Origin of the sequence: Streptomyces sp. CB01635, assembly GCF_002803065.1 — a bacterium.
Classification (GTDB): domain Bacteria; phylum Actinomycetota; class Actinomycetes; order Streptomycetales; family Streptomycetaceae; genus Streptomyces.
In genome coordinates, this window is the sequence record NZ_NNBL01000022.1 from 71,875 (window position 1) to 84,057 (window position 12,183).

Here is a 12,183-nt window from a genome sequence, read left to right on the forward strand (position 1 = left end):
GCCGGGCGATGGGCGTCTTCGTCTTCCTGCCGCTGGTGCTGCCGCTGACGGCGTGGCCCGTGGCGCGCCTGGCCGAGCAGCATCTCCACCCGCGCACCGCGACCCGTCTCCTGACGGCCGTCACGGGAGTCATGGCCTCGTGCAGCACGCTGTGCCTGGCGCTCCTCATGGTCGTCGGCACGGCCCAACTGCCCGGGAATCCACTCCCCGACGGCTGGTCGGACCCCGAGGTGCGGGCGGCCGTGCCGTACGACGAGGTGGCGGGCAGAGCCGCGATCCCCGCCCTCGCCGCCGTGCTCGTGGTCTGTACGCGGGTCGTCGTCCGGCACCACTTGGTGCGGCGCCGGGCCAGGCGGGCGCTCGCCGGCCTTCGCGCGCCGGGCGTCGCGGTCGTGCCGGACACGGAGCCGTACGCGTACGCGCTGCCCGGTGGCGACCGCGATCGGGTGGTCGTCACGACCGGGCTGCTTGCCGTCCTCACCGGACCTGAGCGCAGGGCGCTGTTCGCTCACGAGCGGGCGCATCTGGCGGCCCGGCACCATCGCCATCTGCTGGTGGCGCAGCTGGCGGCGCGGGCCAATCCCTTCCTGCTGCCGCTGCGCACGGCGGTGGCGTACTCGACGGAGCGGTGGGCCGACGAGGACGCGGCGCGCTCCGTGCACGACCGCCGCGTAGTGGCCCGCGCGATCGGCAAGGCCGCCCTCGTCCCGCGCGCCGCGCCGGCCGCCACCCTTGCGGGCCTCGCGGCGCCTGGCCCGGTTCCCCGCCGGGTCGCGGCCCTCCTGCGCCCGGCCCCTACGGCGCACAGCTGGCCACCGGTCGGCACGGGGATCGGTCTCGCGGCCTGGGCGGCGGCCGCAGGCACAGCCGCATCGGCGATGTCGTCGGCGAATTCGGCGGTGACCATGATCCGCATCCTGCACGCGGCCACGTTCCTCTGACCTCGTCCGGGGGGAATCCCGCAGGGCACCGCCCTGTTGACTCCGGAGAACGCCCGTCGACCCCAGGAGGCAGCGCATGTACGGCGATCAGGAGACGGTCCGCAGGATCCTCACGGAGCTCGGTGACACCTGGGCGGTCGTGGGCCTCTCCTCGAACAGGGCGCGCGCCGCGTACGGCGTCGCCGAGGTCCTCCAGCGCTTCGGCAAGCGCGTCGTCCCGGTCCACCCGAAGGCCGGGACGGTCCACGGCGAGCAGGGCTACGCGTCCCTCGACGAGATCCCGTTCAAGGTCGACGTGGTCGACGTCTTCGTCAACTCCCACCTCGCGGGCCAGGTGGCCGACGAGGCCCGCGCGATCGGCGCGGAAGCGGTCTGGTTCCAGCTCGGGGTGATCGACGAGGCGGCGTACGACCGCACGCGCGAGGCGGGCCTCGCGATGGTCATGGACACGTGCCCGGCGATCGAGATCCCGCGCCTGGGCTGAGGCGCTCCAGCCTGAGCGTCCCCGTCCTCACCTGCACGCGATCGGCTCGATCGCCCCCGGCCACCGCTCCACAACGCTCCCGGTGCGCACATACGCGTCCAACTTGTCGGCGGAGAGCCACAGTTGGCGCCGGCCGTCGCGGTATCCGGTGTCCATGGCTTCCTGGGGCAGCCGCGTCTTCGGCCCGTACGAGGAGTGCAGGAGTTCGCGGGGCAGCGAGTGTTCGGGGTCCCGCAGGTACTGGCGGTCTCCGAGGTGGAGGAACTCCGCCGACTGCCAGTCGCAGTGCTCGGGGCCGGCCGTGCTGAAGATCTCGGACGCGGGGGCCGGTCGCCCCTTGCGGTCCACCCACACCCGGATGTCGAGGTGCGCGCGGTCCCGGCGGGCGAACTCGGACGGATCGCACTGGGCATACGTCTCCAGACCCCAACCCGGCCTGCGCGGCAGGTCCTTGGCGACGATCACGGCCACGCGGGTGCGGCTCCCGACGTCGTACGAGTAGAGGACGCGGCGGCCCGCCTCCCGCTCGACGCGGTAGCCGCGGCGCGGCAGGGACCGGGAGAACTCGTCGGCCACGAGCGAGCTCAGGGCCTGGTCCGGCGAGTCCGCGCCGTCCGACGTGCCCCAGCCGTCGTCCCCGCTGCCGCCCTGGTACGGCTTGCCCGCGCATTCGAGGGCGAGGACGGAGGCGCCCCCGCCCTGGACATTGTCCTCGTCACCGTCGATGTCGGGCGCCTTCGCCTTGAGCGGACCGTGGTAGGGGGCGGCCGGCGAGGATCCGGTCACCACCAGGTCCTCGGGGACCGGCGTGCCCGTGTCGCAGGCCGCCACGGACACCAGCGACACCAACGCCGCCACCAGCACGGCCGCCGTCCGGATTCTCATTCCTCGCCCCACCCGCTTCCCCGCCCCCGCCCCGCGCCGCTGCGCGGAGCCGCTCCTCAGACGCGGCAGCCTCCGGGTTCGTTCACCGGCGGGCGGATCAGTTCATACCGAGCCCTTCGAGGACGACCGCGCCGGGCAGATCGAGGAACGCCTTGCCGGGCACGATGAGCTTGCCGCGGCGCGTCCCGCTGCCGATCAGGACGTGCGGCCGGTCGACGACCGCCGCGTCCACGAGGAGCGGCCAGTCGGCGGGCAGCCCGATCGGGGTGATGCCGCCGTACTCCATGCCGGTGGCCCCGGTGGCCGTCTCCATCGGGGCGAACGATGCCTTACGGGCGCCCAGTTGACGCCGTACGGCGCCATTGACGTCGACCCGGGTGCCGGAGAGGACCAGGCAGGCGGCGAGCGTCGTCTCACCGCCGCGCTTGCCCGCGACGACGACGCAGTTCGCGGAGTCCTGGAGCAGCTCGGGGCCGTAGTGCTCGACGAACGTGGCCGTGTCCGCCCACTCGGGCTCGGTGTCGACGTGGATCAGCTGCTCCGCCGGGACCGTGCCGTGCCAGTTGCGTACGGCGTCGGCCACCGGGTCCGTGAGCAGGTCGAACGCTTCGGGAGCGGGGCGGACGCGGTCGAAATCTCCGATGGGTGCGCGCATGTCGGCACGCTAACAGCCGTCCGGGGCGGGTGAGTCGGGCGTCTCAGCGTACGGGCGGCACCGATACGGCCATGGTCATCTCCATCGCCTCGGTGCCGTCGTTGCGGTACGTGTGCGAGGAGTCGGCCTCGAACGAGACGCTGGACCCGGCGGGCACGCGGTACTCGGCGCCGTCCACGACCAGGGTCAGCTCCCCGGCCGTCACATGGAGGAGCTCGACGGTGCCCGCGGGGTGGGGGTCGGAGCCGCTGCCGTCGCCCGGCTCCAGGCGCCAGTCCCACATCTCCAGGGGGCCGGGGGCCTCGGTCCCGGCGAGCAGGCGGTTGTAGCTGCCGCCTTCCGTGCTCCACAGGCGGACGGCCTGCTCGGGCGGGACGATGCGGACCTTCGGGCCCTGCTCGTAGTCGAGCAGGGTGGTGATGCTGATGCCGAGCGCGTCACCGATCTTGACGACGGTGCCGATGCTGGGGTTGGTGCGGGCCTGCTCGATCTGGATGAGCATGCCGCGGCTGACTCCGGCGCGGGTGGCGAGACCGTCGAGGGTGAAGCCCCGCTCGGTACGCCAGCGCTTGACGTTGCGGCCGAGGGACTGGGTCAGCAGATCGAGGTCCGACACATTCCGTCCAATATTCTGGATGACAGAGTTCAATTCATTGAACTAACCTGTGGTGCAACAAAGCATTCACCGATGTTCACCACACTGTACTGCGAGGCAGACCATGACAGCACTCTTCGCCCTGGCCACCAGCCTCATGTGGGGCCTGGCCGACTTCGGCGGAGGGCTCCTCACCCGGCGAACGCCGGCGCTCACGGTCGTGGTGGTCTCGCAGGGCATCGCCGTCGCGGTGCTCGGCGCGATCGTGGCCGCGACCGGCGCCTGGAGCGAAGCGGGTCCGCAGCTGTGGTTCGCGGTCGCGGCCGGTCTCGTCGGCCCGGTCGCCATGCTCGCCTTCTACAAGGCCCTCGCCCTCGGCCCGATGGGCGTCGTCTCGCCGCTCGGCTCGCTCGGCGTCACCGTCCCCGTGGCCGTCGGCCTGGTGCTCGGCGAGCGTCCCGGGCTGCTCCAGTTCGCGGGCATCGGCGTGGCCGTCGCAGGGGTGATCCTGGCCGGCGGTCCGCAGTTCAGGGGCGCGCCCGTACAGCGCCAGGCCGTCCTGCTCACGCTGCTCGCGGCGTTCGGCTTCGGCGCGGTGATGGCCCTGATCGCGGAGGCCTCGACCACCGTGACGGGACTCTTCCTGGCGCTCTTCGTGCAGCGGGTGACGAATGTGGCGGCGGGCGGCACGGCCCTGTACGTGTCGGTGCGGCGCGGCGGCCGGGCGCTTCCCGAGGACGGCGGGATGAAGGTCGTCCGGTCGGCGCTCCCGGCGCTGGCGTTCGTGGGCCTCGCCGACGTGGCGGCCAACGGCACGTACGCGATGGCCGCGCAGCAGGGCCCGGTCACCGTGGCCGCCGTGCTCGCCTCGCTCTACCCCGTGGTGACGGCGCTGGCCGCGCGCGGCTTCCTCGGCGAGCGGCTGCGCGGGGTACAGGCCGCGGGGGCGGGCCTCGCACTGGTGGGCACGGTGCTGCTGGCGACGGGTTAGGGCCTGATCCGAACGAAAGGCCCTAGGCGCTCGCGCCGGGCTGTTGTACGCCCTCTTCGAGCTCTTCCAGGTCGGCGAGCGCGAGGAGTTGTTCGGGGGTGACGCCTTCGGGGATCGGGGCGGGGGCGGGCGTGCGCAGCGGCGGCTGCCACCCGTTCTTCTCGTCCCAGCTCCGGACGACCCGGGCGGGCGCCCCGGCCACGACCGCATGGTCCGGCACCTCGCCGCGCACGACGGCACCGGCGGCGACCACGACGTTCCGGCCGATCCGCGCGCCGGGCAGGATCACCGCGCCGGTGCCGATCCAGCAGCCGGGCCCGATCTCCACCGGCTCCATGCGCGGCCACTGCTTGCCGATGGGCTGGTGCGGGTCGTCGTACGAGTGGTTGGTCGAGGTCACGTAGACGTACGGGCCGAAGTAGCAGTCGCTGCCGATCGTCACCGTCGTGTCGGCGATGACATGGCTGCCGCGACCGAGGACGACGCCGTCGCCCAGGCGCAGGATCGGCTCGGAGCCGAGGTCGAGGTCGGGCATCAGGCCCGCGGTGAGGGTGACCTGTTCAGCGATGATGCAGTGCGCGCCGAGGTGGATCCAGGGCTCGCCGAAGACCGTGCCCTGCGGGAAGGCCAGCTTGGTGCCGTGGCCGAGGGACCCGAATCGGTAGCGCCCGGGATGCGCCGCGGTCACCGCGCCCGCGCGCTGCGTCAGGCGCCAGCCCGCCTGCACCACGCGATGGGCGAGGCGTCCGGTGAAGTCGCGGGATGAGAACGCGTTCCAGTTCTTCGGCACAGCCTCACGTTACTCAGACGTACGCCACCGCGCAGAGCCCTGGCCTGTGATCTTCGCCCCACGCGGCACCCGCTCGGGGCCGTCCCGTACGGTTCGCTCTGGCGCGACACAGGCTGTGCGGAAGATCGTAGAGGAGACAGAGCGATGGGCCAGCAGGCACTCATCACCGGGATCGGCGGCAAGGATCCGGAGCTTGATGAGGAGGCGTTCGCCGCGCCGACCTCGGTCGTGATCGGCGAGGTCACCCTGCACGCCGGGGCGAGTGTCTGGTACGGCGCGGTGCTGCGCGCGGACTGCGGCCCGATCGTGCTCGGCGCCGACAGCAACATCCAGGACAACTGCACGGTGCATGTCGACCCCGGCTTCCCGGTCACGGTCGGCGAGCGGGTCTCCGTCGGGCACAACGCGGTCCTGCACGGCTGCACCGTCGAGGACGACTGCCTCGTCGGCATGGGCGCCACGGTCCTCAACGGAGCGGTGATCGGCGCCGGTTCCCTGGTGGCCGCCCAGGCCCTCGTCCCGCAGGGAATGCAGGTCCCGCCGGGCTCACTCGTAGCGGGCGTCCCCGCCAAGGTGAAGCGCCCGCTGACCGAAGAGGAGCGGGCCGGCATCACCCTGAACGGGACGCTCTACGTGGAGCTGGCGAAGGCCCACCGCGCGGCGCACGAGGACAGCTGACCGGCCTGGTCAGTCGGCGGCCGGGACCGGCTCTGCCTCGGCCGCCGCCTTCTTCGCCTTGCGCCTGACGATCAGCATGGAGGCCACGCCGATCAGCACGGCCGCGCCGAGCCCGTAGTACGAGAACCGCTTGAGCCAGTCCTCGGCGACCACGCCGATGTAGTAGATGACGGCGGTCGTACCGCCGGCCCAGATCACACCGCCGAGGAAGTTCGCGATGAGGAACTTCCAGTACGGCATGTGCAGCACACCCGCGAGCGGGCCCGCGAAGATGCGCAGCAGGGCGACGAAGCGGCCGAAGAAGACCGCCCACATGCCCCACTTCTCGAAGGAGCGCTCGGCGGTCGCGACATGGGCCTCGCCGAAGTGCCGCGGGAACTTCTTGCCGAGCCAGGCCAGCAGGGGGCGTCCGCCCTTGCGGCCGATGGCGTAGCCGATGGAGTCGCCGATGACGGCTCCCGCGCTGGCGCAGGCGCCCAGGATGATCGGGTTGACGTCACCGTGCTGGGAGGACAGCAGCGCCGCCGAGACCAGGACGATCTCTCCCGGCAGCGGGATGCCCAGGCTCTCGAGGCCGATGACCCCGGCCACCAGGGCATAGATGGCGACCGCCGGTACCGTGTCGAGCCACTCCTGGACGTGCAACGCCGATTCCTCCCGTGTCGGTGGGCGTGTGCCCGGCGCGCGCTCCCCCGCGTGCGCACGCCGGGCAGCCTACCCGGTCAAGGGAAACGGAGATGTCCGGCTCAGCTGTTGGGGCGCAGGGTCCAGACGACCGTCATCTCACCCGTGATCGCACCGTCGGCGCGCTGGATCGCGACCGCCACCGGGAACTCGGGGCGCTCCCCCGCGTCGAGCTCGGCGACCACGTCGGCGGCCGGGCGGCCGAGCGTGGCCGTCGCCGTGACGGGGCCCATGGCGAGCTTCTTGTACGCGATGTCGGCGCGCACGGCGAGCGGCACCGCCCGCGACAGCTGGTCCCCGAAGGCGGCAAGGACGATCGCGCCGCTCGCGGACTCGCCGAGCGTGAACATCGCTCCGGCGTGCGGGCCGCCGACGTGGTTGTGGTACTCGCTCTGGTCCGGCAGGGCCACTACGGCCTTCTCCGGGGTGGTCTCGAGGAATTCGATGTTCAGGGTCCGGGCCATCGGCACGGTGGCGGCGAGCATCTCGCCGATCGACATCTGTTCTGCGCTCATGCCGCGTGATGTTACCCGCGAGTAGCGACCTTGGCCATCCTCGGTCCGGCGGTGGCTCTATGGTTGCTCGCCATGTGGCCAGGAGAGCAGGGTCCCGGGGGCGAGCAGAACCCGCAGGGCCGCCAACCGAATCCGTACCAGCAGCCGAACCCGTTTCCGCAGCCGCCCGGACAGCAGGTCTGGAACGCGCCCACGATGCCCGCCGGTTCACCCCAGCCGTCACCCGAACCCCCGAAGCGCAGACGGACGGCTCTCATCGCCGTGGTGGCCGCCGCCGCGGTCGTCGTCGCGTCCGTGGTCACCGGGGTCCTCGTCCTCGGCGGCGACAAGGACAAGAAGGACGACAACGCGGGACCGGGCCCCACGACGTCCTCGGCGGCCGCGCCGAGCGCGACCGGCAACCCGCGCGCGGGCGGCGGTGTCGAGCCCACCGTGCATGGCTGGAAGACCGTGGTGAACACCGACCACGGCCTGGCGTTCGACGTTCCCTCCACCTGGCTGGTGAAGTCGAACGGATGGGTCAACTGGGTCTCCAAGGACGGCGACCCGCGCGAGAAGCCGCTCATCGCCATGAGCAACCCGGCCTTCCTCGAAGAGAAGTGGTGCGTCTCCGACGACGACAAGGACGGCAACGAGGAGGAGTCCTCGCTCGGCGCGACCGGGTCGCGAGGCAACAACGGCGCCAAGAGCACCGAGGAAGCCGCCACCAAGGACGCCACTATGTGGGTCTACGGCGCGTACTCGCAGCCCGACAAGAAGAGCATCACCACGAAGCCGGCGGAGTCGTACACCACCGCGTCCGGCCTCAACGGCAGCCTGGTGACCGCCTCTTCGACGGGCGTCAAGCAGAAGAAGCACGGCAAGTGCTCCTCCGACGGCAAGGCCGCCGTGTTCGCCTTCAAGGACGCCGACGGCGACTTCGCGTCCTGGTCGTTCTTCGGGCCCACGGGCGTCAAGGGCGAAGTACCCGACGCCACGGTCAGGAAGATCCTCAGCACCGCGCGGCTCGTGGACGTCAGCGACTCCTGAGACACGGCACGGACACGCGGCCGCCGGCGAACCGTTGCACGTCCGGTACAGGGCGACGGTGCCGGCGGCTGCCGGGACCTCTATTGTTGTGCGCCATGTGGCCAGGACAGCAGCCGCCCGGGGGCGAGCAGAACCCGCAGGACCAGAATCCGTACCAGCAGCCGGGGTACCAGCAGCAGCCCAACCCCTATCAGCAGCCGGGCTACCAGCAGCAGCCCAATCCGTACCGGCAGCAGCCCGGGCAGCAGCCTCCCGGGCAGTGGGGCGCTCCCACCGTCCCGCTCGGCGCTCCCCAGCCGCCGAGCGGCAACGGTGGCGGCAACAGGACGAAGATCACCGCGATCGTCGCGGCCGCGGCCGTCGTGGTCGCCGCCGGTGTGACCGGGTTCCTCGTCCTCGGTGGTGACAAGGAGGACAAGGCAGACCCCAAGCCGTCCAAGTCCCCCACGAAGTCGGCCTCCAAGGACCCCAGCGCCGACGCGAGCGAAACCGCGAACCCGCGCGACCCGTCGAACGCGCCGAAGGCCACCATCGAGGGCTGGCAGGTCGTCGTGAACCCCAAGTACGGGACCGCGTTCGACGTACCGGCCGACTGGGTCGTCAAGTCGGACGGCCTGATCACCGGCTTCGACGACGCGAAGGACGAGGGCGCCAAGCCCCTCATCACGATGTCCGCACCCGCGTTCCTCAAGGAGAAGTGGTGCACGTCCGACGACGACAAGGACGGCACCGAGGACAGCAGCGCCCTCGCCGGGGCGGGCACCAAGGGGCAGAACGGCGCCAAGAACACCCAGGACGTCGCGCGCAACGACTCGGCGTGGTGGGTGTTCGGCGGCTACACCGACCAGAAGGACTCGTCGAAGAAGCTCCTGAAGATCGGTAAGCCGAAGGACTTCACGACCGACTCCGGCGTCAAGGGCAGCGTGGCGACGACCAGGTCGTCCGGCGTGCCGAAGACGGGGAAGTGCGACACGGACGGCAAGGCCACCGTGTTCGCCTTCAAGAACTCCCAGGGCGACTTCGTCTCCTGGACGTTCTACGGCGCCACGGGCGTGAAGGACGAGGTCCCGGACGCCACGGTGCAGAAGATCCTCAGCACCGTCCGCCTCCAGGGCGACCCCAGCGTGGACTGAGCCGCACACAGCACAGCGTCCGGACCGCCCGGTGAAGGGCAGGCCGGACGCTGTCAGCGGCGCGATGCGATCAGCGCAGGTAGTTCCGGTAGACCCACCGGCCGGAGATCGCGTCCTCGGTCACCTTGCAACTGCCGATACACACCCACGGGTTGCCGGAGCTGTTGGTGCAGGCCCAGTAGGCGTGCACCGAGTTGTTCTTGTACACGTAGCCGATCACGGCCGCGTTCGCGGAGATCGAGGAGTGGACCGGCACCTTCTCCTCGGCCACCGTGTAGTCGTGGCTGGCCGGCGCACACGTGGTCGCGGCCGCCGAAGCGGGCGTCGCCGTCACGACGGGGAGTGCGGCGGCGCCGGCGAGCGCCGCCGCGGCCAGCAGAGACGAGAAGTACTTCCGCATTTCATCCCTTTCCTCGAGAACCACCAGGTTCCCGGGGGCAGATTTATCATGAACATGCCACGAAATTCATGATCAATCTATCGGAGTGACGCGCCAGTAACAATCACATTCGGCGAGGCCGAAAGAATCTCGTTTGGCAAGTCGGACCCGCTGCGGCGATAGTCCCTCAGTGAACTCTCCCGCCCCCTCCCCGCTCAGACCCCGCCGACCCGCGTGGGCGGGCCGCAACTACAGCCTGCTGGCGGTGGCGGCGTTCGTGACGACCCTCGGCAGCAACGGCGCGCTGATCGCGTCCGCGTTCGCGGTGCTCGAGACGGGGGGCGACGGAGGGGACGTCGGCCTCGTCGCCGCGTCACGCACCCTGACGCTCGTCCTGTTCCTGCTCGTCGGCGGAGCCGTCGCCGACCGGTTGCCGCGACACCACGTGATGGTCGCGGCCAACGCGCTCAACTTCCTCTCCCAGGGCGCCTTCGCCCTGCTCGTCCTGACCGGAAAGCCCGAGCTCTGGCAGATGATGCTGCTCAGCGCGCTGGGCGGCACCGGGCAGGCCTTCTTCAACCCCGCCGCCGAAGGCATGCTGATGTCGTCGGTCGACCGGGAGCAGGCCAGCCGCGCCTTCGCCCTCTTCCGGATGGCGATGTCCGGCGCGGCCGTGGGCGGCGCGGCTCTCGGCGGCGCGATGGTCGCGGCAATCGGGCCGGGCTGGGTGCTCGCCGTGGACGCGGTGGCGTTCGCGGTCGCCGGGGCGCTGCGCTCGTTCCTCGACGTCAGCCATATCGCGCCGCGCGAGCCCGGCGGGGGCCTCCTCGCCGATATGCGCGACGGCTGGCAGGAGTTCATCGGCCGGCCGTGGCTGTGGAGCGTCGTCGCGCAGTTCTCCGTCGTGGTCGCGGTGGTCGGCGCCGCCGACGCGGTCTTCGGCCCGCTCGTCGCGCGCGACTCCCTCGGCGGACCCGGCCCCTGGGGGCTCGCCCTCGGCGCGTTCGGCGTCGGAACCGTCGCCGGGGCGTTCCTGATGATGCGGTGGAAGCCGCGGCGGCTGCTGCTCGCCGGGACCCTGTGTGTGTTCCCGCTGGCGCTGCCCTCGGCGGCACTCGCGGTGCCTGTGCCGCTCGCCGTGCTGGTCTGCGTGATGTTCGTGAGCGGTGTGACGATCGAGGTGTTCAGCGTCTCCTGGATGACGGCGCTGCACCAGGAGATCCCGGAGGACAAGCTGTCCCGGGTCTCCGCGTACGACTGGTTCGGCTCCGTCGCGATGGTGCCGGTCGCCACGGCGCTCGCGGGTCCGGCGGAGGCCGCCTTCGGCCTGTCCCCGGCGCTGTGGGGCTGTGCGGCGCTCGTGGTCGTGGCGACAGGCGCGGTCCTGTTCGTGCCGGAGGTACGGCAGCTGACGCGCCGCTCCGATGCCGACCAGCGGCCCGCGACGCCGGAGCCCGTCTCAGCCGATCCCGAAGGAGCCGCCGGGCGGCTCGGGTGAGGGCACCGCGTCCTCGTCCCGTACGGGCGTCGCGCTGCCGGTGAAGCGGCGCAGCTGAGGGCCGTGCTCGACGCGGGCCGGGAACGCGTCGGCCGCGGCACGCCGGGCGAGCGCCGCGATGTCGAGTTCCTCGTGGGAGGCCACGAGGACGGTGTTCCCGAAGCGCCTGCCGCGCAGCACGGCGGGCTCCGCGATCAGCGCGAGATGCTCGAACACCGCTGAGAACGTGGCGAGTTGGGAGCGGAGGAAGGCGAAGGGGGTACCGTCGGCGAGGTTCGCCGCGTAGACGCCCGTGGGGCGCAGGACCCGCTCGGCGGCCTCGGCGTACGCCACGGTGGTCAGGTGGGCCGGGACGCGGGAGCCGCCGAAGACGTCCGCCACGAGTACGTCGGCGCTGTCGGCGTCGGCCGACTCCAGCCAGGTGCGGGCGTCGGCCCCGTGGACGGTGATCCCGGCGCCGTCGGGGACGGGCAGATGCTCGGCGACCAGGGCGAGCAGCCCGCGGTCCGCCTCGACCACGTTCTGACGTGAGCCGGGCCGCGTCGCCGCCGTATAGCGCGGCAGGGTCAGCGCGCCACCGCCGAGATGCAGCACGTCGAGGGGCTTTCCGGGCTCGTCCGCACAGTCGAGGACATGGCCGAGCCGGCGCGCGTACTCGAATTCGAGGTGTTCCGGCGCGTCCAGGTCCACGTATGACTGCGGCGCCCCGTCGACCGTGAGCAGCCAGGCCCGACGCCGGTCCACGTCGGGCATCAGCTTGGCGGTGCCGTGATCGACGGTCCTGGTCACGGGTATCGGCTCATCCACGCGTCCATTGTGCCGGGCTGTGAGGGTGGCGCGGGCCGGGCGGGGTTCATGGGGGGACAGGGCCGCGGGGTAGCCGGCTTACCGGGCGGGGTTTGCCGGGCGGCGTGCGTCCCGGGTGT

General features: G+C 71.7%; 15 protein-coding genes. 7 read left to right on the forward strand and 8 right to left on the reverse strand.

The window, feature by feature from the left end; genetic code table 11:
• Positions 1-8: 8 nt before the first annotated feature.
• Positions 9-941 (forward strand): M56 family metallopeptidase, encoded by a 933-nt coding sequence (locus tag CG723_RS35185; RefSeq protein ID WP_100597583.1) that lies wholly within the window; start codon positions 9-11, stop codon positions 939-941.
• A gap of 76 nt (positions 942-1,017) precedes the next feature.
• Positions 1,018-1,425 (forward strand): CoA-binding protein, encoded by a 408-nt coding sequence (locus CG723_RS35190; RefSeq protein ID WP_100597584.1) that lies wholly within the window; start codon positions 1,018-1,020, stop codon positions 1,423-1,425.
• Positions 1,426-1,452: 27 nt separating this feature from the next.
• On the opposite strand, the gene CG723_RS35195 is transcribed toward CG723_RS35190, so the two are convergent.
• From CG723_RS35195 to CG723_RS35205, 3 genes are all read right to left on the reverse strand, one after another.
• A complete protein-coding gene (locus CG723_RS35195; protein WP_100597585.1) occupies positions 1,453-2,310 on the reverse strand; it encodes a hypothetical protein in 858 nt (285 codons plus the stop codon).
• Positions 2,311-2,407: 97 nt separating this feature from the next.
• The gene (locus CG723_RS35200) at positions 2,408-2,965 is read right to left on the reverse strand and encodes a YbaK/EbsC family protein (RefSeq protein WP_100597586.1); all 558 of its coding nucleotides are present in this window, start codon (positions 2,963-2,965) and stop codon (positions 2,408-2,410) included.
• Positions 2,966-3,008: 43 nt separating this feature from the next.
• Positions 3,009-3,581 (reverse strand): helix-turn-helix domain-containing protein, encoded by a 573-nt coding sequence (locus CG723_RS35205; RefSeq protein ID WP_100597587.1) that lies wholly within the window; start codon positions 3,579-3,581, stop codon positions 3,009-3,011.
• A 103-nt stretch (positions 3,582-3,684) separates the two neighbouring features.
• On the opposite strand from CG723_RS35205, the gene CG723_RS35210 reads away from it, so the two are divergent.
• Positions 3,685-4,551, forward strand: a complete 867-nt coding sequence (locus CG723_RS35210; protein WP_100597588.1) for a DMT family transporter — start codon at positions 3,685-3,687, stop codon at positions 4,549-4,551.
• A 22-nt stretch (positions 4,552-4,573) separates the two neighbouring features.
• Here the strand turns inward: CG723_RS35210 and CG723_RS35215 are convergent, their stop codons facing one another.
• Entirely contained in the window at positions 4,574-5,341 is a 768-nt protein-coding gene (locus tag CG723_RS35215; protein ID WP_100597589.1) for an acyltransferase, read from the reverse strand.
• Positions 5,342-5,485: 144 nt separating this feature from the next.
• Between CG723_RS35215 and CG723_RS35220 the strand changes: the two genes are divergently transcribed.
• Positions 5,486-6,019: a gamma carbonic anhydrase family protein gene (locus CG723_RS35220; protein ID WP_100597590.1), complete on the forward strand. Its 534-nt coding sequence runs from the start codon at positions 5,486-5,488 to the stop codon at positions 6,017-6,019.
• A gap of 9 nt (positions 6,020-6,028) precedes the next feature.
• Here the strand turns inward: CG723_RS35220 and CG723_RS35225 are convergent, their stop codons facing one another.
• On the reverse strand, positions 6,029-6,664 hold the full coding sequence (locus CG723_RS35225) for a DedA family protein (RefSeq protein WP_100597591.1): 636 nt from the start codon (positions 6,662-6,664) through the stop codon (positions 6,029-6,031).
• 101 nt (positions 6,665-6,765) lie between these two features.
• Positions 6,766-7,218: a DUF4442 domain-containing protein gene (locus CG723_RS35230; protein WP_199842014.1), complete on the reverse strand. Its 453-nt coding sequence runs from the start codon at positions 7,216-7,218 to the stop codon at positions 6,766-6,768.
• 72 nt (positions 7,219-7,290) lie between these two features.
• Here CG723_RS35230 and CG723_RS35235 point away from each other — a divergent pair, with 72 nt between their 5' ends.
• Together CG723_RS35235 and CG723_RS35240 are read left to right on the forward strand one after the other, a co-directional pair.
• Complete coding sequence (locus CG723_RS35235) at positions 7,291-8,247, forward strand: hypothetical protein (protein ID WP_100597593.1); 957 nt, start codon at positions 7,291-7,293, stop codon at positions 8,245-8,247.
• Positions 8,248-8,342: 95 nt separating this feature from the next.
• Positions 8,343-9,380, forward strand: coding sequence for a hypothetical protein (locus tag CG723_RS35240; RefSeq protein ID WP_100597594.1), 1,038 nt, complete (start codon positions 8,343-8,345; stop codon positions 9,378-9,380).
• A gap of 70 nt (positions 9,381-9,450) precedes the next feature.
• On the opposite strand, the gene CG723_RS35245 is transcribed toward CG723_RS35240, so the two are convergent.
• Positions 9,451-9,780 carry a hypothetical protein gene (locus CG723_RS35245; RefSeq protein ID WP_100597595.1) on the reverse strand — a complete coding sequence of 110 codons (330 nt, stop codon included), beginning with the start codon at positions 9,778-9,780 and terminating at the stop codon, positions 9,451-9,453.
• Between the two features lie 169 nt (positions 9,781-9,949).
• On the opposite strand from CG723_RS35245, the gene CG723_RS35250 reads away from it, so the two are divergent.
• Positions 9,950-11,257 carry an MFS transporter gene (locus tag CG723_RS35250; protein WP_100597596.1) on the forward strand — a complete coding sequence of 436 codons (1,308 nt, stop codon included), beginning with the start codon at positions 9,950-9,952 and terminating at the stop codon, positions 11,255-11,257.
• Here the strand turns inward: CG723_RS35250 and CG723_RS35255 are convergent.
• On the reverse strand, positions 11,219-12,064 hold the full coding sequence (locus CG723_RS35255; protein WP_100597597.1) for a spermidine synthase: 846 nt from the start codon (positions 12,062-12,064) through the stop codon (positions 11,219-11,221). The genes CG723_RS35250 and CG723_RS35255 overlap by 39 nt on opposite strands.
• Positions 12,065-12,183 lie beyond the last annotated feature (119 nt).